The sequence below is a fragment of the Metabacillus hrfriensis genome (assembly GCF_030127205.1).
In the GTDB taxonomy this organism is placed as follows: domain Bacteria; phylum Bacillota; class Bacilli; order Bacillales; family Bacillaceae; genus Bacillus_P; species Bacillus_P dongyingensis.
Window position 1 is genome coordinate 1402425 of sequence record NZ_CP126116.1, and the last position, 19527, is coordinate 1421951.

A 19527-nucleotide genomic window follows, 5' to 3' on the forward strand; every position below is an offset into this window, starting at 1 on the left:
AAATTTTTCAAACAAGCCCTTGAGAGACATAAAAAACAGCCTGAAAAAATGGCCGTTTTTATATTTATTGATTCAAATCATTTAAGCCTGGGCTGTGTTCATTCGGCATATCTGGAAAATCTGGTACAGGATAACCCTTTGGAGGATCAGTAACCTGTAAGTTACCACTGTCTCTGCTCGGAGATTCCCCGCTGAAAATTTCGCCAATACGGGTTGAATCAAGCCGGAAATTAAATTGTGCATTATGAAAGCCCATTTCCACATACTTTCGGCATTCAGGGTACTTATTAATATCATAATTTGGGATTGGAAAAATCTTGCCCCAGTTGACTCCTAATGTTTCAAGAGCTTTGGCAAATGCATTTTGATGGGCGTTGTCGCGGACAATCAAAAATGCAAGGGTTTCTCTGAAGGTTTTATTAGAGCTCATTTCATAAATTCTTGATTTTTGCAGAACACCTGTTGATTCCAGGATGACATTATTAAGCAAATCGCTGATTAAATTTCCGTGGCTGTACACCCATGATCCGTTCCATGGATTTCCTCCAGCATCAACAGGCAGAGAAGATTGCGCTCCCATAATATAATGATGAGGATTTCCATGCATGACAGGGTCTGCAAGCGGTGCTTGACTAGGCCCGGAGTTTCCTGCATCGTCCACTTCACCTGATCCATTTAAAAGCTGATTAATAGTTGTTTGAACAAGTTCTACATGGCTGATTTCTTCTAGAAAAACGCCTCTGATCAAATCTCGGTATTGTTTATCTTTACCTCTGAAATTGGCACTTTGAAAAGAGTATTGCATCATTGTCCGCATCTCACCAAACTGGCCGCCCAATGTTTCCTGTAAAACTTTTGCTGCAGCGGGATCCGGTTTGTCCGGAACAATCATATTGATTAAATCTTCTTTATAAAAGTACATGTCCTGACTCCTTTATTTGCAAAATAAGGCAGTAAAAAACTACTGCCTGTTTTTAATTATTTATCTAAATGAAGAGGAGGCGGAATTAACCAGCCTTTTTCTTTATTTAATTGAAGAATTTTCCCGCCGTATTGAACTTTTTTAGCATGATGCTGAGTAAACAGCAGGGCAATATCTTCCCGGATACATTGTCCGATCATGGTACTGTCAGCCACTAATCCTTGGGCAAGGTCTTTAGAGATGCTCATAGCCACTTCTGGATCTGAAATGCGTGCACCCGCAGGGATTTCTTCTAATTTAGCATTTGGTCTTTCAGGGGGGGCAGGCGGCAAACCGACCTCATTCTTTTTTAATAGTGCTTCAAGTTCTTCAATGCAAGGCAAAATATTATTTTTAATGATTTGATCTATTAATTTTTTAAGGTCGGCATCACCAGTGTGATTGTAATACACTTGATAAGCTGCATGAGATGCTTTTGCAACAGATAACGCACTCCATACTCCGAATACCTCTCCATAATGCATTGGTTCATCTGTAGGATTTCCGCTGAGAATACCCATTTTGATCACTCCATTTCATATTTTAAAAACTACACATTCTATTTTGTACCAGATGATTTAATTGATACGGTTTTATGAATATAAAATGAAGAATAAAAAATTCTTGTTTGAAGAGAATAAAAAACGTACTAATAAAAAATGGAGGTTTTCTCATGATGAAAAATGTAATGATGATCCTATGTTCAATGGTTATCGCAGTTATGGTGTCTGGTGCAGGCGTTTATGCAGAAAATAACGACAATGACAGAAACGATAATATAGGCACAAGAAATGTAAATACAGAAACTGCCGCTGCAGCTGACGATGACGATGATACGGACATGGGATGGATTGGTTTATTAGGTTTAGCAGGGCTGTTAGGTCTTAGAAGAAAAGATAGAGATCGCAGGGATTAAGCTAACTGCAGAAATATAAAAGCATGCGGCAAAAATGCCGCATGCTTTTTCATTATGAATTTATGGTTTTAAAACAACCTTCACACAGTCATCTTCATGATCATTAAAAATTTTGTAAGCTTCACTGGCTTTGCTTAAAGGAACTTTGTGAGAGACAATTTCAGTTGGATCCAATTTACCTGATGTAATCATCTCAAATAGCATTGGCATGTAATGAATAACAGGTGCCTGTCCCATTTTAAGATTGATGTTCCGTTCAAAAATATTGCCAAGCGGGAACATGTTGTATTTTGAACCATATACACCTGTCAGCTGAATGGTCCCGAACTTTCTGACAGCATTCATCGCAATTTCAAACGGACTTAGAGTTCCGCCTTGCAGCTTCAGCTTTTGGCCAATTTCTTCAAGTGCTGACTTTTTCCCGTCCATTCCGACACAATCGATCACGGCATCTGCTCCGCCGCTTGTCAGTTCTTTAATATGAGAACCTGTATCTTTAAAATCTTCAAAATTGATAATTTCAACATTGTTCATTCTTTTTGCCCGTTCTAATCTGTAAGGAAGATTATCAACGGCAATGACCCGTTTAGCGCCCTTCATCCAGGCGAATTTTTGAGCCATTAACCCTACTGGTCCACAGCCAAGCACCACTACAGTATCATCACTTTTTACGTTGGCATTTTCAATGCTCCAATACGCAGTAGGCAATACATCTGACATAAACAGCAAGGCTTCATCCTCAAGCTCGACAGATTCAGGAATGACAAACGGCATGAAATTTCCAAACGGCACTCTTAAGTATTCAGCCTGCCCGCCAGGGTGATTCCCATACCTCTCTGTAAATCCAAAGTAACCGCCTGTATCAATTTCCGGATTGGAATTTGAATTATCACACTGGCTTTCAAGGTCGTGTTTGCAATAGAAGCAGCTTCCGCAGGAAATATTAAATGGGATGACAACTCTGTCGCCTTTTTTAACTTTTGTTACTTCTGGTCCGACTTCCTCCACAATCCCCATCGGTTCATGGCCAACTACATAGTCTTTTTCAGCAGGAAGGGCTCCTTGGTAAATATGTAAATCTGATCCGCAAATGGCCGTTGAGGTAATTTTGACAATGATATCGTCCTTTTTCTGAAGCACGGCATCCGGAACTTCCTTCACTTCCATTTCCTTCATTCCCTGAAATGTGACAGCTTTCAATTTAACAACCTCCTGTATAGTGATAGTTTTGATATACCCGCTGAAAGAGACAATAAAATGAAAAAAGGGAAAAATGAGTCTTTCGTCTGCCTTTTTTGCGTGATTCTTTCTTAGTATTTGATAATTCTTCTTGAAATATAAAAAAGAACAGCGTCCCTTATAAAAGGACGCTGTTCAAATAGTATTTTATTTCTCGTTTTCATTGGGTTCCTCAACAAGATGCTTCAGCATAGACAGCTTGTTATTCCAGAATTGCTCGTAATAGGAAAGCCATTCATGTAATTCCGCAAGCGGTTCCGGATGAAGCCTGTACCTTTTTTCTCTTCCTGTTTTTCTTCCGCTTACAAGTTCAGCCTCGGAAAGAATGTGAAGATGTTTGGCAATAGCTGTTCGGGTTACTTGAAAATGGCTTGTGATTTCTGAGATCGGCATCTCTTTTTCTGCAAGCAGCTTTAACACTTCTCGTCGCGTTGGGTCAGCGATAGCCTGAAAAACATCATATTTTTGTGCAGAAGATGACACTAGTTTCCAACAACCTCTCCCAGGCGTTCGATAATCTTTATCCAGCCATGATTCATGCGGTCACGAATGACAGAGGCTTTTTCATTGGCTTTTGGCAGAATCGTGTCTGGTTGCTTCCAGCCGCCATGGATAAGGGTAAACTCCGTTTTACCATCCATTTCTTTCAATAGGAAAGTGACGATCCAGCCATCTGTATCCCATGTGAATGAAAGCCGGTGAGGGGGCTCTAGTTGGATCACTTTACATGGTGACGGGCCGAACGGAGATTGCAAGTGAAATTCATGCCCAACTTCGGGCTGAAAATCATTGGGCATAAACCATGCGGCAATTCCTTCAGAGGTGGAAACGGCATCCCATACTTTTTCAATGGGAGCGTTGTAGACAACGGTCTGTGTAATGTCCTGCAAATTAGTTTGATTCATCATGTATTCTCCTTATCATAAATATAAAACCAAATGGTTTCGTATTTGATTATATAAAACCATTTGGTTTCATGTCAATGAATTTATTTTGTCAAAGTAAATAAAAACCATACCTTATAATTGAATAAAACGTAGGGTTTGAGATGATCAGGCTGCAAGGTAAAATACCAAATGATTTACAGAATTTCATTGCTTACTTTACCCGAAACTTGGTCAATGAATTCGGCGATATTATCAGCGGAAATGGCTGAATTTACAATTCTGAATCTATGCAGAATCATCTGTTCTTTAGAAACAAAGGAAATCGTTTCAAAAATAGAAGCTGCTGAACGACTTCTCCTTAAACTCCTAGAAAAGTGGCACCGAATAATGAAAGAAGAATCATAATAAAAAATCAAGAAGAATCTTTATACAAGAATCGTCTGCATAGAGCAATTGACTGCCATGGTTTTTTAAAATATGCCATTCAATACTGTCAGCTTCATTATTTTAAGGAGCAAAAATAAGTCTGTGTCCATACGCAGGCTTATTCAATTTCTGTACTTACTGGATAAAATCTACACAAACCCCATAGGGAAAACTCATCAAAAAGGTGATTCCCGCACACTGCCAGAACAAATCTCCATGCATTTTGCTCCGCAGCATCTTCAATCATAGGAATATGGAAACGAAGGATCTATTCTGGGTGTATCAAGCTCAGCATAAGCAATAGGAAACCCGAGATATAAAGGGAAGGCATGTTGCAATTCCTCTGGAGACGTTATTTCTTCGCTACCTGCAAATTGAGAAATCCACACGAATAAGGCTGAAAAAAAGAATAGGGCTAATTTTAGATGCTTAATTTAGAAGCCCCTCCAATAGTATGTGATTAGTTAATTTGAAATATTAAGAATAGATTGACAATTAACTTCAAACATATGGTAATATAAAAAGTAGTAATGTTACAATTAAATGACAAAAAGGGGGAATTTTACTAGTGAAAATGAGTAAAAGTTTATTTGTAGTGATGCTGCTTGCTCTTATCATGATTATTTCTGCATGTGGCGGAAACGATGCAACATCGGGTTCCGGCGGTGGTTCTGGCGATTCCAAGCCAAAAACGCTGCGGATTTTAACAGGCGGAACGGGTGGTACATATTACCCTCTTGGCGGATCGTTTGGAGATATTATTACTGATAGCACAGATTACAAGGCAACTGTTCAGTCATCAGGAGCTTCTGTAGAAAACATGCAAACTTTAAAAAGCGGTGACGCTGAAATAGCATTCTCTCAGACAGATATTGCGACATATGCTTTAAAAGGGGAGAGTATGTTTAAAGATAACAAGATTGATAACGTGCTTGGACTTGGCACGCTATATAACGAAACAGTTCAATTAATTACTACGGAAAAAAGCGGAATTAAATCTGTTGCAGATCTAAAAGGAAAAAAGGTTTCCGTTGGAGCGATCGGTTCCGGAGCTTATCTGAATGCTACTCAAGTTCTTGAAGTTCATGGTTTGACAGTGGATGATATTCAGGCACAAAATCTTTCATTTGATGAATCAACAGATGGAATTCAAGGCGGAAGCATTGATGCGGCATTTGTAACAGCCGGAACACCGACTGCTGCAGTTGAAACCCTTTCAGCTCAAAACGAAGTCGTTGTTGTTCCTCTTGAAGCTGACAAAGTGAAAGAGCTTATCGAAAAATATCCTTTCTACTCAGAGGAGGTTATTCCAAGCGGCACATACAAGATTGGTGAAGACGTTCATACAGTAGCTGTTAAAGCGATGCTTGTTGTTCAAGATGAGCTTGATGAAAATCTCGTATATGACATCACAAAATCAATTTTTGAAAACACAGATAAAATCGCTCATGCAAAAGGAAAATTAATCAAAGCAGACACTGCACTTGAAGGAATCGGTGACTTAAAGCTGCATCCGGGTGCAGAGAAATACTTCAAAGAAAAAGGCGTATTGAAATAATGGTTTAAGGGATAGGCCGCAGCGAAACTGCGGTCTATCGCTTAATTTTGGAGGAAAGTGGGATGAAAAAAAAGCTAATATACGTTTTCATGCTTTTCATCACTATTCTTCTCATCCTTTTTATCCCGTTTAAGAATACCGTAGCTTTTCATTACGAAGACACCAGCAAATTATTGGCTTACCTATCTGTTAATGATATGGACACTTTTCAAATAAAGTACACACATTCCATTCATCTGACAGATGTCATTGAAACGTATGAATTATCGAATAAGCAAATCAAACAAATAGAGCTTTCATATGACACGTTTGCAGTAGGCATGCCTTCAGGACCTGAGGGAGATGAGATTTTTGAGAGAAAAGATGGCCAATATATCATTTCAAATATGAACCGGACATTCCCGTTTATTGATCTCAGCACAGGACAGGTAGTAGCCAATCATAGAGTGGTTTCTAAAGGTAAAGAATATGAATTGAAAAAGTACATAAAACCTGGTACCTGGGTCAGAATCAGCTATGAAACCATGAATCTTTTTCAGCTTTTGAGAGGAGTGAAAATGAATGAAAGATGAAGAAGTCAAATTTTTATCACTTGAAGAGCAGCAGGAAATTCTTGAAAAGTACGATCCGGAAGCTGCAACAAGAAAGCTTACAGGAATCATGGGATGGATTGCTTTCCTCGGTTTGCTCTCATTCTCCATTTTTCAATTGTACACAGCTATTTTTTCCGTTTTTACTGCTCAAATTCAGCGTTCCGTTCATTTAGGATTTGCATTGGCGCTAATTTTTCTATTATTCCCTTTAAGTAAGAAAAAGAAAGAAACTGGCAAGTGGCAAGTTGGCTGGTACGATATCGTGCTTGCTCTTCTCAGTATTGCTGTAGGTGCATATTGGCCGCTTTTTATGGAAGATATCGCAATGCGGGTTGGAATCCTAACGACAACTGACTTTGCAATTGGAATTATAGCAATTCTGCTAGTACTCGAAGCAACAAGAAGAGCAGTTGGGCTTCCTATTACCATTATTGCGGTTATTTTTATGCTTTACGGAATTTTCGGACAATATATGCCGGGATTTCTTCAGCATGGGGGCTTGAGTCTTGAGCGATTGGTACAGACAATGTTTTTCACAACAGAAGGTATCTTAGGAACTCCGCTTGGGGTTTCGGCAACATTTATTTTCTTGTTTCTGCTATTCGGTTCGTTCTTAATTCAAACTGGTGTAGGCCAATATTTTAATGATCTATCAGCTGTAATCGCTGGAAAAAGAGTAGGCGGACCGGCTAAAGTAGCTATTTTTTCAAGTGCCCTGCAAGGCACAATAAGCGGAAGCTCAGTTGCGAACGTTGTAACCTCTGGGGCATTCACCATTCCTATGATGAAAAAATTAGGATATAAAAAGGAATTTGCGGGTGCTGTTGAAGCCGCATCTTCAACTGGTGGACAATTAATGCCGCCAATCATGGGAGCCGCTGCTTTCTTGATGGTCGAGTTTATTGGAAATGGCATCACTTACTGGGACATTGCAAAGGCTGCAGCTATTCCAGCTATCCTTTATTTCACTGGCATCTGGATCATGACACATTTTGAAGCGAAACGATTAGGACTGCGGGGACTAACAGAAGAAGAAATGCCTAATCGTAAAGAAGTCGCGAAGAAAATCTACCTTTTGCTTCCGATTTTAGCGATTATCATCTTGTTAATGACAGGTATTCCAGTTATGCATGCTGCACTTTATTCCATTTTAATCGCCATCGTAGCCGGATTTATAAATAAAGAAACAAGAATGGGTCCCAAAGCAATCATTTTAGCATTGGTAGATGGGGCGAGAACAGCTTTGTCTGTAGCGGCGGCCACTGCAGCTGCTGGTATTATTGTTGGGATAGTAACGAAAACAGGACTTGGGCTAACATTGGCAAATGGATTAATTGACCTTGCACAGGGCTACATTATTCCAACGCTGATTTTCACAATGATCGCATCTTTAATCTTGGGAATGGGATCACCAACAACGGCAAACTATGTCATCACATCAACCATAGCAGCTCCTGTTATCATTTTCCTGGGCTATCCGGATTTAGCTGCACATCTCTTTGTTTTCTATTTTGGAATCATTGCGGATATTACACCGCCGGTGGCACTTGCAGCTTTTGCTGCTGCTGGAGTATCCGGAGGAGAGCCTATTCGTACAGGGATACAATCGTCGAAGCTTGCTATCGCAGCATTTATCATTCCATACATCTTTGTTCTTTCTCCAGAAATGCTATTAATCGATACAACAGTCCCAGAAGTCATTTGGGTTGTATTTACAGCTGTGACGGGAATGATTGCAATTGGAGCTGGAATCATAGGCTATTGGATGAGACCTATGAACTGGATAGAACGAGTACTGGCTATCATTGCAGGCTTGCTTTTAATCTATCCAGAGGGAATTTCAGATGTTGCCGGTCTAATTATGTTTGCAGGATTGTTTGCTGCACAGTTCCTTATGAATAGAGATAAAGATCAGAAAATCGTACAGCAGGCATAATTACCTGATGAAGCATGAAAATCAACTTGATTTTCATGCTTTTTGTAAACATCAAACTCAGACGATATCTAGGTATTTCGTCGATTATTGTCCGGGAAATGAGTCGAATGGAATTATTGATTTTATGGTAAAATACTCTTTATATTCCAATGATTGATCTTTCAGTCACTCCCTGATCTTGCAAAATCTAAGGCCTGAACAACTTTTTGCTTGAATCGCTTCTTTCAGCGGTGCTTTACCGATAAAACAATACGGATACGCATAATCCGAATAGATTTAACCGTCATCTTTGTTCCTTCACCATGTGATAAGCCTATTGTAGCAGACAAAAAGAAGCGGAGAAGAGCACGAATAATTTTTATTGACATTGCGTACGCAGCCTCATATAATAGAGTTTGTCAGCAACACCTACATACTGCGACTTGTTAGCTCAGTGGGAGAGCACTTCCTTGACAGGGAAGGGGTCGGGGGTTCGAATCCCTCACAGGTCATATACCTATAAACGTTAAAATAAAAGGGTTTCCCAAAAATGGGAGACCCTTTTATTTGTCTTTAAAAAGAAGTAACTGACCAAATGACTGACCGATTTAATTTCTGACCTTTAAAAAATGCATTTCCAACGTCTGAATCCATTTTTTTAGTGACATGTGTATATAAGTTCATCGTGGTTCCAATATCTTTATGACCAAGTCTTTCTCGGATAGCTTTCATACTATAACCTTCACTTAACAAATAGGATGCAGATGAATGCCGAAGATCATGAAAAGCCATTTTCTTAAGGGCGTATCGCTTCACTATTCGCTACCAAAACTGACTAAACAGAAGAAGGAGAGTAGGGAGTGCCATCTAAATTGGCGAAAAGGAGGTTCACATGTTCACGCATTATCCGGCGGACTTAGCCCTTCTATGAAAGCAGAGTACGAAAAATGGTTAGATGCCCGTGGATGGTACTATGAAGAAGTTATGGAGTAATCAGTACCTTTATTTAGCGCATTTTTCAAGAAAATCAATGAATGCCCTGAGCGTTTGTCCAAACAATCTCAGTGTTTCCGCATAATTTAGTAGTAGTTAAAGTGGGAAGGAGGAATTTTAAATGAGTGATTATCAAGGTGATTTTCGTAGGAAAGACAAAAATTTTGAGTTAATCGTTGTGTTGTTTATTTTATTGATTATTGTAGGCGCTTCTTTCATGAAAGATCATTACTAAAAATTGTTTAGCCGACTCAATACCGTTTTATCATTAAGGCAAAGAATTCTTCCTATCCATCTGTGTTTTAGCGTTGTACTACAAAAATGGGGTATACCACCAGATATCTCATTTTTAGGCTGCTGATGAAGTATCGGCAGCTTTTTTCTATACAAAAAGCCCTTCTCATAATTGAGAGGCGCTTTTTATCGTATAAACTGATTTTATACAGCACATAGTAGTATAAGACATTTTATGTCATACATATTAATTAAAGGAAGGTAAGCAAAAATGTACGATGGTAAATTAATTTATTCAAGCACCGTTCGTAAAAGGAACAGTAGCAATGAAAGAGAACATAGCTATACAAACCCAATAATACACAGAGAAATTCATGGAGATAAAGTCTATGTACCCTTGAACTTGGAACGTGTTTGGCATAAATAATGAGAAAAGCCCTTATCTTAAATGAGAGGGGCTTTTTCAGGGGAAGCCCCTTATTTTATTTGGACTCCCCCTCAAGATTTTAAACTTATTTTTTACCAGCTACCCAGTTTAATCTCCAGCCCCCTTTGTTCGGCTGTTTAGACATTGCCTAGATAGCTTCGCGTTATGTTTTGGAGAACAATTTTTCCATTCTTACTGTATTTTTCGAATACCTCTGACAGGAGAAAAACAAAACGTTCATACTCTTCGTAATTTTTTTTCGGAGCATAGGACGCTGATAAATTCCTTCCTATAAATCCTTCATAATCAAATAGCAAATCATTTTAATACTTTTTAAACTCATACTTTCCATCTTTAAAAAAGCTGTTAAATACTTCTGAAGTTTCCTCCATTCCACCGCTAAATCCTTTGAAATACCAGTAGTAGAATGGTGGTTTAAAAAATACTGGTACAACTGGATTTGTCACAAATTCTCCTAAACTTACCCAGCAATGCTATTTCCTTGACAGGGAAGGGGTCGGGGGTTCGAATCCCTCACAGGTCATATACCTATAAACGTTGAAACCTAAAAGGGTTTCCCAAAAATGGGAGACCCTTTTATTTGTAAGAGCATTAAATATCAAGTTTATGGGTACCGAGCCATTTCACAATTTCAGGGTCTTGATGTGAAAAGAATAAGCTCTCTTTCGTATCTAACGCTGCAATACTTTCCTGGTCTTCTTGATTTAATTCAAAATCAAAGATATTGAAGTTTTCGATCATTCTTTCCTTACGAACAGACTTCGGAATCGCAACAACTTCTCTTTGTGTCAACCAACGTAAAATCACCTGGGCAACGGATTTATTATGCTTTTCGGCAATTGATACTAATAATTCGTTTTGGAACATGTTATTTTTTCCTTCAGCAAATGGTCCCCAAGACTCTATTTGAACATTGTTCTCTTTCATGATGTTCTGACTTTCTATTTGCTGGTTGAAAACATGAGTTTCAACTTGGTTTACGGCAGGAACTACTTCATTATGAGTAATCAAATCCACTAAACGGTCCGGGTAGAAATTACTTACTCCAATTGCCCTTACTTTTCCTTCGCGGTACAATTCCTCCATGGCACGCCAAGAACCATATACATCGCCAAACGGCTGATGGATTAAGTATAAATCTAAATAATCCAATTGAAGTCTTTCCAGTGATTTTGCGAATGCTTTCTTTGTGCTTTCATAACCAGCATCCTGAACCCAAAGTTGATGTTTGGTCTGCAGCCGAAAGAAGATATAAATCGCCTGAAGGCGACATACGTATAAAAAAGTGCATAATCCGATCCCGGATTAATGCCCTTTTTTCATTTAACTGTTCATTTTAAGCTTATCCTTGTAGTGCTTTTAAAATTGTACATGTTCATAAAGATTCCAGCACATATAAGAAGTGCCCCGATAATAATACCAGTTGTTATGATCTCCCCAAGTTGTAGCCATCCAAATATAATACCTAGAATAGGAACAAACATTAATGCCATAGATGCTTTCGAAGCATCTATTTTTTTAAGTACCCAAAACCAAACTACAAATGTAAAGGCAGTTGAAAACAAACCATTAAATAATAGTGATAATACTGCCTCATTAGACCACTCGATTGAATGGTTTGGTTCTAATATTAAAGAGAAAATGAATAAAAATATTGTTCCCATAATAAGTTGCCAAGCATTCATATGAATAATATCTATATTTTTGAATTTTAGTTTGCTAAAAACATTTGCTGTTGCCCAACTAAGGGCTGAAATTAATACTAATAACTCTCCAAATACCACTTTTGGATCAAATTTAATAATTTCTGTTCCTAAAATAAATAAAAGACCGACTAGACCAAATATCAATCCCACCATTTTATAAATAGTAACTTTCTCACTTAATTTATAATGACTAATAATGGTAACAAATATAGGCATTGTGTACACTAAAACCGAAGTTTTTCCTGAATCAACAAATTGCATACCATAAGTTAATATTCCCATATAACCTAAAGCCATGAACAAGCTCATGATGAGATAGTTTTTAAAATTCTCCTTACCTGCTTTAAGCCTTTTCCTTTGTATTATGAGAAGAATAAATAAAGGAATCGCCCCAATTAATAAACGTAAAGATGAAAATAAAATCGGGGGGATGTCACTAATTGCTATTTTCATCGTAACCCATGTATACCCCCAAACAAGAGTAACAGAGATCATTCCCAAGAAAACTTTAAACATAATTTAATCCCCTTTCTTCTGAAGTGATTTCATATTATGTTATATTTACCTATAACTCAAATACATTTATATTATAGGAGGTATAACTAATTGGTTATGAACATGAATAACCTGAAAATATTTATGAAAGTCGCCGAAAAAATGAATGTTACAGAAGCTTCTAAAGATTTATTTATATCACAACCAGCAGTAAGTAAGGCGGTTAAAAATTTAGAAAAGTCCCTCAATCTTAAATTATTCATTAGGGATAAACAAAAGGGATTAATGCTTACTGAGGTGGGGAAAGAAATTCTGATTTTGGCGAGACAAATGAAGGTTATTGAGAACAAAATATATCAAGTTGCTGATCGAGAAAATAAACTTCTTAGCGGTAAGATTAAAGTAGGTTCTTTTCCTGCTGTATCAACAAATATTTTACCAAGCACCATCGCATTATTTAGGTCAAAATATCCACTTGTTACTATAGAATTGGTAGAAGGAACATCAAATCAAATTAAAGAATGGGTGGAAGATCGGACTGTTGATATGGGGATCGTTGCCTCTCCCTTTGATCCGTATGAATTTGAAATAATAAACAATGATTATATGGTTGCAGTAATTCCTGAAAATCATAGATTAAGTCAAGAAAAAAAGATTGATCTAGAAAAATATCAGAATGAAATTATTTTTTGTAAAGGTGGACATGAAATTGCTATATCAAAAATATTTCAAAAAAATAATATTGAGTTTAAAGAGAACCTAACAGTCCAAAATGCTCAAACTTTAATTAATATGGTCAAAAACAACTTAGGTATAGGTATTATTTCGAAATTTACACTTTCTTCTGTGTCTCATAATTTAATCATAAAAACCATTAATCCGAGGATAACCCGTGATATCGGTATAATAACACACTCATTTAATGAGGTAACACCTTCAACAAAAGAATTCATCAACGTTATGATTCAATCTCATAAATCTGAGTCTTTTTAGGATCAAGAAGATCCATATATTGACAAATAAAAAGAATCTGTAAAAACGGAAAAATCGAATTAGGTCATAAATTCTCCTGAACTTACCCAACTAATTTCCTTGACAGGGTAGGGGTCGGGGGTTCGAATCCCTCACAGGTCATATACCTATAAACGTTTATATAAAAGGGTTCCCCGAAAATGGGAGACCCTTTTATTTGGCTTATAAAAAATGGATATTCCGTTATAGGGCAGTTTAATTGAAAAGTGGATTCAACTTTTTGTTCAGAAATCGGGCCATATAGTTGAATAAATTAACTCTTTACTAACCACGTCAAGAAGTAGTCACAGAACAGAAAATGAGACGATTGCTGAACTCGTAAGTGACAATAAGGGACCGCTGTACTTAGCTATCTGTCTTTAAAGTATTGACATTGATTCATAATAAAAATAATTCTTGATTTTTTTTCCATATCGATTTATTATTTATTTATCAATAAATAAAAAAGGAGAGGGAAGTATTGGCTGGCCGCGAAGATCGCAAAGAACAAATCATCGATAAAGCCGTAGGACTATTTGCGGAACTTGGATATTATAAAACAACTACAGCTATGGTGGCTAAAGCCGTAGGAGTTACACAACCGTATGTGTTTCACTTTTTTAAAAATAAAGAAGAGCTTTTCAAAGCAGTTAACGACAGGGCAATGAATCGAATATATGAAACCTTCACCCAAGTTGAAGCACCTCCTGATCGATTAATGGAGACAATGGGGCACGCTTTTATTCAAATCATGGAAGCCCATAGAGATGAGATTATCATGGTCATGCAAGCTCATGCCATTTCTGAACCAGTGATTCGGGATTATGTGAGAGAGCAGTTTCAGATCATATATGAAGCAATTGTCGTGAAGTTTAAATCAGCAGGAATTTTGAATGCTGAAGAAGCAGCTTCGCAATTTTTTGGAACAGGTCTCTTAATTACGGTCTCAGAAGTTTTAGATTTACCACAATTACTCTGTTTTAAATCAAAGTAACCATTCAAACTATAAAAACGAAACAAGGCAGTAGAATAGCTGCCTCTTTTCTTTTAATTTTATTTATTTATTGATAAATAAATAAAATGTGCATTCTAGTTCCATTCAAAAATGAGAGAAAGGAATGATTCATTGATGAAGGCGAGTAATGGAAAGGTTAACAATTCGGATTTGAAGCTATTTAGAGGAGAAAAACTGCTCGTAATGATTAGTTTGCTCGGGTTTGTGCTTGCAATTGGGGTTGCTCTTTATATCGGTATATTTGGGAATGTGGTTTTACCAGAAGGAAACTTAGATCGTGCGTTTTCCTTTGACGCAGCAATCGCATTGTTTCTTTTGTCCATAGCAGCCATTTTACCAATATCGGGTCTAAGTTCGCGCAAACGTGCTGCTGCTCGTTGGTTTTTTATACCTGCAATACTCTATGCCTATGCGGTCGAAACAATTCAGCATTTTCGCGGGATTAATCCACGATTTTCAAAAGCTGGTTCTAACACAGCCGATTCAATTGCTGGTGCTTTATTCGGGCTTGATTCGCTATTGATCATCATTGTAGTTGCACTGCTTTCCATCTCGTTTTATCGCAAAAGACAGATGAATGAACGTCCGCTTGTAGTACTGGGCATCCGGTATGCATTTCTATCCATCATGCTTGCCTTTGCCTCTGGATTATGGATGATCGTTCTGCAAAGTCGATATACAGGGGAATCAGGAAACCTAATTGTCCTTCATGGTCTTGGTTTCCATGCTTTGCAGGCATTACCGTTGTTAGGATGGTTATCCGAGAAGGCACGTATTGAAAACAAGCATGCAAAACGGCTCATCCATGTTGGGAGTTTAGCTTGGACTATTTCTATCCTATTGATTAGTATACAAACAGTCTTAGGACGTTCCGTTTTTGAATGGACAGCACTTCCAATCCTTTCCGGCATTATGCTGCTTATCTGGTTTGCATCAGTTGTTACAGCTGTATTTAATCTTTTTTGGCCAAAGACAGTGATTCTCGATCTATCATCGCATAGTGACTAATCAATTATCTTATAAGGAGGGGATTTTAAAGATGTATGAAAAGTTATTTTCTCTTGCAAGCATGGTTATGCCGTTTTGGCTTGTCTTAATAGTGTTTCCGAAGTGGCGAGTTACACGGTTTCTGGCGAATATAGCTGTTTTTCCTATCTATCTTGCCGCACTTTATGTTATTGGAACAATCATAACGATTGCAGGATCTGGCTTTGGATTCGTTCATGATTTTGGTTCTGTTGAAGGGGTCACTAAATTGTTGTCCCAACCGAACTTCGCTATACTTGTCTGGCTTCATATACTTTGTTTCGATCAGACTATCGGACATTATGTTTTTAGGGATAACATGGAATATCGGTATTTACCCATACCGGTCCAATCTATTATCTTATTCCTTATCCTAATGTTCGGCCCTCTTGGATTTTTATGTTATCTAATACTGCGAAAAATACTGAAAAAAGAGAAGAAGAATTTTCATGTCTAGACCAGTCGCAAAAGCCACAATATATATAAAGCGATATCTTGTTGCACCGAGCTAAAGTAACAGGGAATATAAATGGGTCTAAAAGCGGTATTGTAACAATGGTACCTTATAATACCAGTAAATATACAGTACCATTCCCAGCAAATTAAAAAGCCAAAAACCCTTCTCTAAATGAGAGGGGCTTTTTTATTTAACTTCCAGTTCCCGGGTCTTTAAGAATCGGGCTGCCGCCAACATCTGGATCTTTCAAGAGATTTACCTCTTTCACTTTTACTAATTCGGTAATGTCAATTTGATTATATAAGACTTTGTATAGCTCTACATTATAAATAAAGTCACGTTTCAATTTCTTAAACCACTCCAAAGCTACGCTTGCTGCTTCCTCATGAGGATTGATATTAAATTCCCTTACATTCACTTTGAAATATCCGCATTGTAAAGTTTTCATTCCATTCACAAAATAATGGAGATCTATGACTATTTGCATCTCCTCACCTTTTCTATACAGTTTAAATATATTATAAGAACAAATGTTCGAAGAAGCAATTAGGTTAGAATGTTTGTTCGTATATATTTAGAATACAACAAAGAAGCTGATCATATGAAGGGCTTATTAGAGAGAGCAAAAGTGAAACAGTGATACTACATAAGAACTTTAATTCGATTGATGAAAAACCGTCCAGACGGTATACTTTGTATATCGAGTTATGGAGGTTATTATATGTCTATTTCAAAGCATGCTAATAAGAAAAAAAATATATTGACTGCTGCATCTGAAATTGTAAAAAAAGAAGGAGTTGTCAAACTCACATTAGAGGCGGTCGCCCAAAGAGCTGGTGTGAGTAAAGGTGGATTATTATACCATTATCCCAGCAAGGAGGCATTAATTAAAGGAATGGTGGAAGATTGGACAGATAATTATTTCGAATGCATTAATACGTTAGTTAATAACGATAAAAATGCATTAGGAAAATGGAGTAGGGCTTATGTTAAATCTGCATTTTCCGATTTAGAAAACAACAAACTAAATTCCGCACTAATGGCTGCAATGTTTATTAATCCAGATTTATTAGATGAATTCCGGGAGAAATACGATATTTTGCATACGAAGTTAATAAAAGATGGGATTGATCCTGTCAAAATAACAATTGCAAGATTATCAATAGATGGTCTATGGTTCTCAGAAATATTCGGAATGGCACCATTAAATGAAGAACTAAAAACACAAGTTTTTGATGAACTAATAAACATGATTCAGGAGGACGAATAACAATGCCGTATCTATATTTAGCACTTGCAATAGTTGGGGAACTTATTGGTTCTTCTTTATTAAAAGCATCTGAAGGTTTTTCAAAACTCTTTCCTACAATAGGGGTAATAATAGCTTTCGTTAGTTGTTTTTTCTTTTTGTCAGTGTCACTGAAAACGATCCCCTTAAATACTGCGTATGCAATATGGTCGGGATTGGGTGTTGTTTTTACTACTATCATTTCTGTTTTAATTTGGAAAGAAAAAATTAACATGGCTAGCATTGCAGGAATAATACTGATTCTTGTAGGTGTTGTAATATTGAATTTGTTTGGGCCAGGGCATGGAGAAGCTGGTCATGAAGCAGGCGAAACAATTACAATCAATGAATAAATGGAAAAACATAAAAAAGTCCTTCTTAATAAAGAGAGGACTTTTTTACTTATTTAAGAGTATTTTATGAGAGCTATTCACAACATGGGAATAATGTTGTCATTTTACTATATAAGAGGTCCCGCCACATAACTAATGTTTAGCTTGATAGGCATGGGGTGGGACCCCAATCTGGTATCACCCAAGCTGTTGCCGTTAATTGTTTTTTAACAAGTCCGATATGTTATTAAAATGAATTTCGCTCAAACTTTCTTCTTTAGTTAAAGGGCCATATTCTTGAATAAGGAAGGGATTATGCGTAAGTAATCGAACTATAAGTTATTCAATTAACTAGGGCATGATAGCGTAATAGTTGCCTTGCAGTTATATTGTTCAAAGACGGATATTTAATTGCTCCATTTCATAGGATGTTTAACAGTGACCTGTGTCAAAATATTCGAAAAAGGTAGGCGAGGTGTGTGAAGAAGGATCCTGATAAGATTTACAACACTGCGGTAGAGGCAACTTTGGAGGTGATTGGAGGAAAGTGGAAACCTGTGATTCTCTTTCATCTAACATTTGGCAAGAAACGTAACAATGAATTGAAAAGCTTGATACCTGCAATTACTCAAAAAATGTTAACGCAGCAACTTCGGGAACTTGAAGAGGAATGCATCATCTTACGCATTTCTTACAATCAGGTTCCGCCAAAGGTCGAGTATGAGTTGACAGACTACGGCTGGAGTCTAAAGGAGATTCTGCATCTGATGTGTAAGTGGGGAGATTCGCATATTGATAGAAAGTACGGGGGAAAGGCTACCGTTCTGGCCAATCCACAGCTTAAAGACGTACATAACAAATAAGAAGCCGACCTAATATCCAAGGTCGGCTTTTTGTTTATGGGATGACTTTGCGTTTGCGGAAGTCATCGAAGATGTTCATAAACATCGCTTCGGTATCGACGTATTCGTGAAAACCTAAGCGCCGGGCCTTAGTTCCGTCGGCGAAGAAATCGTAATCCCAAGAGAACACGAAATCACCGAAACGCCAGGAGGATACGTCTTTATAGGAATGCCGAGCAAGCCCATGATTCTCGACCATTTTATTCCAAAGCTGCTCCTTGTCCGCCATGACAACATCCAGTGACATCTGCAGCGGAGGCGCCGTCTCCAAGCCGAAGTAGTGAGCAATTTTCGGCCATAATTCATTCCAGCGGAACAGATCGCCGTTCGTGATGTTGAATGCCTGATTGGCACAACGATCTTCAGTCGCCGCCCAAACTGTTGCCTTCGCGAGAAGCCCCGCATCTGTCATCTCCAAGAGGCTGTCGTAAGCACCCGGCTTGCCCGGAAACCGTAGCGGAAGTCCAAGCTCCTTCGAAATTGAGGCGTAGATCGCAATAACCATAGCGAGGTTCATCGGATTTCCAAGCGAGAAGCCGCAGACTACAGAAGGACGGAGCGCCGACCAAGTCCAAGCCTTGCCTTTTTGCCTTTTTTCCAAGAAATCTTGCTGATCAACATTGAACTCGGGCGGCATATGGTTAGCATCTGTCTCACGGGCAGGCGTCTTGAACGGGCCGAGATGTGCTCCGTATACCTTGTATCCCTGCATCAAACTAACATGTTTTAAACCCGACGCGATTGGTTCGATCGCCTCCAGGGTGTTCACTAGCATGGCAAGGTTTGGCGGAACAAGTTCGGCCCAAGTTGGGCGGTCCTGATAGGCGGCATAGAAGATGTGTGTTACCTCAGTTAAACCGCCTAGCTTCTCGAGGGTGTCGTCTATATTGAGAAGATCCGCAGCCACATACCTGACACGGCCGACAGACACTCCGCCTCGACGAGATACGCCGATCACGTCCCAATCAGGGAGAGTAACGAGGTGTTCAATGAGGTTGCGGCCGATGACACCATTGGCGCCTACCACCAAGGCGACTTTGCGTGTTGTTTGAGATTCAATATTCATAGCGTTGCAGCTCCTTCTATACTGTGTTTTGTTCACTGTTATTTTGTATCAAGGAACCA

General features: G+C 38.2%; 24 protein-coding genes, 1 tRNA gene and 1 pseudogene. 15 read left to right on the forward strand and 11 right to left on the reverse strand.

The window, feature by feature from the left end:
• Positions 1-64 precede the first annotated feature (64 nt).
• Both QLQ22_RS06920 and QLQ22_RS06925 read right to left on the reverse strand, forming a co-directional pair.
• Positions 65-922, reverse strand: coding sequence for a manganese catalase family protein (locus QLQ22_RS06920; protein ID WP_284016292.1), 858 nt, complete (start codon positions 920-922; stop codon positions 65-67).
• Positions 923-978: 56 nt separating this feature from the next.
• On the reverse strand, positions 979-1482 hold the full coding sequence (locus QLQ22_RS06925; protein ID WP_223440642.1) for a DUF3231 family protein: 504 nt from the start codon (positions 1480-1482) through the stop codon (positions 979-981).
• Positions 1483-1634: 152 nt separating this feature from the next.
• On the opposite strand from QLQ22_RS06925, the gene QLQ22_RS06930 reads away from it, so the two are divergent.
• On the forward strand, positions 1635-1877 hold the full coding sequence (locus QLQ22_RS06930) for a WGxxGxxG family protein (protein WP_284016293.1): 243 nt from the start codon (positions 1635-1637) through the stop codon (positions 1875-1877).
• A gap of 60 nt (positions 1878-1937) precedes the next feature.
• Here QLQ22_RS06930 and QLQ22_RS06935 read toward each other — a convergent pair whose 3' ends face one another.
• The 3 genes from QLQ22_RS06935 to QLQ22_RS06945 form a co-directional block, all read right to left on the reverse strand.
• On the reverse strand, positions 1938-3077 hold the full coding sequence (locus tag QLQ22_RS06935; RefSeq protein ID WP_284016294.1) for a zinc-dependent alcohol dehydrogenase: 1140 nt from the start codon (positions 3075-3077) through the stop codon (positions 1938-1940).
• Positions 3078-3263: 186 nt separating this feature from the next.
• Positions 3264-3599 carry an ArsR/SmtB family transcription factor gene (locus QLQ22_RS06940; RefSeq protein ID WP_284016295.1) on the reverse strand — a complete coding sequence of 112 codons (336 nt, stop codon included), beginning with the start codon at positions 3597-3599 and terminating at the stop codon, positions 3264-3266.
• Positions 3599-4024 (reverse strand): SRPBCC family protein, encoded by a 426-nt coding sequence (locus tag QLQ22_RS06945; protein ID WP_420828831.1) that lies wholly within the window; start codon positions 4022-4024, stop codon positions 3599-3601. Before QLQ22_RS06945 ends, QLQ22_RS06940 begins: the two co-directional genes overlap by 1 nt.
• A 240-nt stretch (positions 4025-4264) precedes the next feature.
• Between QLQ22_RS06945 and QLQ22_RS25105 the strand changes: the two genes are divergently transcribed.
• From QLQ22_RS25105 to QLQ22_RS06965, 5 genes are all read left to right on the forward strand, one after another.
• A complete protein-coding gene (locus QLQ22_RS25105; RefSeq protein ID WP_423246254.1) occupies positions 4265-4408 on the forward strand; it encodes an aminoglycoside adenylyltransferase domain-containing protein in 144 nt (47 codons plus the stop codon).
• Between the two features lie 589 nt (positions 4409-4997).
• Complete coding sequence (locus QLQ22_RS06950; protein WP_423246237.1) at positions 4998-5987, forward strand: TAXI family TRAP transporter solute-binding subunit; 990 nt, start codon at positions 4998-5000, stop codon at positions 5985-5987.
• Positions 5988-6049: 62 nt separating this feature from the next.
• Positions 6050-6559: a DUF1850 domain-containing protein gene (locus QLQ22_RS06955; RefSeq protein WP_284016296.1), complete on the forward strand. Its 510-nt coding sequence runs from the start codon at positions 6050-6052 to the stop codon at positions 6557-6559.
• Positions 6549-8516 (forward strand): TRAP transporter permease, encoded by a 1968-nt coding sequence (locus QLQ22_RS06960; protein ID WP_284016297.1) that lies wholly within the window; start codon positions 6549-6551, stop codon positions 8514-8516. Before QLQ22_RS06955 ends, QLQ22_RS06960 begins: the two co-directional genes overlap by 11 nt.
• A 419-nt stretch (positions 8517-8935) precedes the next feature.
• Positions 8936-9007, forward strand: a tRNA-Val gene (locus QLQ22_RS06965).
• 61 nt (positions 9008-9068) lie between these two features.
• Here the strand turns inward: QLQ22_RS06965 and QLQ22_RS06970 are convergent.
• Positions 9069-9287 (reverse strand): tyrosine-type recombinase/integrase, encoded by a 219-nt coding sequence (locus QLQ22_RS06970; RefSeq protein WP_284016760.1) that lies wholly within the window; start codon positions 9285-9287, stop codon positions 9069-9071.
• On the opposite strand from QLQ22_RS06970, the gene QLQ22_RS06975 reads away from it, so the two are divergent.
• Positions 9264-9488 (forward strand): hypothetical protein, encoded by a 225-nt coding sequence (locus QLQ22_RS06975; protein WP_284016950.1) that lies wholly within the window; start codon positions 9264-9266, stop codon positions 9486-9488. The genes QLQ22_RS06970 and QLQ22_RS06975 overlap by 24 nt on opposite strands.
• Before the next feature lie 121 nt (positions 9489-9609).
• Positions 9610-9723 carry a YjcZ family sporulation protein gene (locus QLQ22_RS06980; RefSeq protein ID WP_223440692.1) on the forward strand — a complete coding sequence of 38 codons (114 nt, stop codon included), beginning with the start codon at positions 9610-9612 and terminating at the stop codon, positions 9721-9723.
• A gap of 563 nt (positions 9724-10286) precedes the next feature.
• Here the strand turns inward: QLQ22_RS06980 and QLQ22_RS06985 are convergent.
• The 3 genes and pseudogenes from QLQ22_RS06985 to QLQ22_RS06995 form a co-directional block, all read right to left on the reverse strand.
• Positions 10287-10562, reverse strand: a pseudogene (locus tag QLQ22_RS06985) (class I SAM-dependent methyltransferase); the annotation flags it as partial.
• 199 nt (positions 10563-10761) lie between these two features.
• Complete coding sequence (locus QLQ22_RS06990) at positions 10762-11427, reverse strand: aldo/keto reductase (RefSeq protein ID WP_479724402.1); 666 nt, start codon at positions 11425-11427, stop codon at positions 10762-10764.
• Between the two features lie 74 nt (positions 11428-11501).
• Positions 11502-12392: a DMT family transporter gene (locus QLQ22_RS06995; protein ID WP_284016298.1), complete on the reverse strand. Its 891-nt coding sequence runs from the start codon at positions 12390-12392 to the stop codon at positions 11502-11504.
• A gap of 90 nt (positions 12393-12482) precedes the next feature.
• Here QLQ22_RS06995 and QLQ22_RS07000 point away from each other — a divergent pair, with 90 nt between their 5' ends.
• The 4 genes from QLQ22_RS07000 to QLQ22_RS07015 all read left to right on the forward strand — a co-directional run bounded on the left by QLQ22_RS07000 (position 12483) and on the right by QLQ22_RS07015 (position 15880).
• Entirely contained in the window at positions 12483-13364 is an 882-nt protein-coding gene (locus QLQ22_RS07000) for a LysR family transcriptional regulator (RefSeq protein WP_284016299.1), read from the forward strand.
• 499 nt (positions 13365-13863) lie between these two features.
• Positions 13864-14376, forward strand: a complete 513-nt coding sequence (locus QLQ22_RS07005) for a TetR/AcrR family transcriptional regulator (protein WP_223440693.1) — start codon at positions 13864-13866, stop codon at positions 14374-14376.
• A gap of 135 nt (positions 14377-14511) precedes the next feature.
• On the forward strand, positions 14512-15405 hold the full coding sequence (locus tag QLQ22_RS07010) for a hypothetical protein (RefSeq protein WP_284016300.1): 894 nt from the start codon (positions 14512-14514) through the stop codon (positions 15403-15405).
• 31 nt (positions 15406-15436) lie between these two features.
• The gene (locus QLQ22_RS07015) at positions 15437-15880 is read left to right on the forward strand and encodes an ABA4-like family protein (protein ID WP_284016301.1); all 444 of its coding nucleotides are present in this window, start codon (positions 15437-15439) and stop codon (positions 15878-15880) included.
• A gap of 190 nt (positions 15881-16070) precedes the next feature.
• Here QLQ22_RS07015 and QLQ22_RS07020 read toward each other — a convergent pair whose 3' ends face one another.
• Complete coding sequence (locus QLQ22_RS07020) at positions 16071-16367, reverse strand: hypothetical protein (protein ID WP_223440695.1); 297 nt, start codon at positions 16365-16367, stop codon at positions 16071-16073.
• Between the two features lie 234 nt (positions 16368-16601).
• On the opposite strand from QLQ22_RS07020, the gene QLQ22_RS07025 reads away from it, so the two are divergent.
• From QLQ22_RS07025 to QLQ22_RS07035, 3 genes are all read left to right on the forward strand, one after another.
• Positions 16602-17150 carry a TetR/AcrR family transcriptional regulator gene (locus tag QLQ22_RS07025; protein ID WP_284016302.1) on the forward strand — a complete coding sequence of 183 codons (549 nt, stop codon included), beginning with the start codon at positions 16602-16604 and terminating at the stop codon, positions 17148-17150.
• Positions 17151-17152: 2 nt separating this feature from the next.
• The gene (gene qacH / locus QLQ22_RS07030) at positions 17153-17521 is read left to right on the forward strand and encodes a quaternary ammonium compound efflux SMR transporter QacH (RefSeq protein WP_284016303.1); all 369 of its coding nucleotides are present in this window, start codon (positions 17153-17155) and stop codon (positions 17519-17521) included.
• A 458-nt stretch (positions 17522-17979) separates the two neighbouring features.
• Positions 17980-18363: a winged helix-turn-helix transcriptional regulator gene (locus tag QLQ22_RS07035; RefSeq protein ID WP_284016304.1), complete on the forward strand. Its 384-nt coding sequence runs from the start codon at positions 17980-17982 to the stop codon at positions 18361-18363.
• Between the two features lie 34 nt (positions 18364-18397).
• Here the strand turns inward: QLQ22_RS07035 and QLQ22_RS07040 are convergent, their stop codons facing one another.
• Positions 18398-19468 carry an SDR family oxidoreductase gene (locus tag QLQ22_RS07040; RefSeq protein WP_284016305.1) on the reverse strand — a complete coding sequence of 357 codons (1071 nt, stop codon included), beginning with the start codon at positions 19466-19468 and terminating at the stop codon, positions 18398-18400.
• Between the last annotated feature and the right edge of the window lie 59 nt (positions 19469-19527).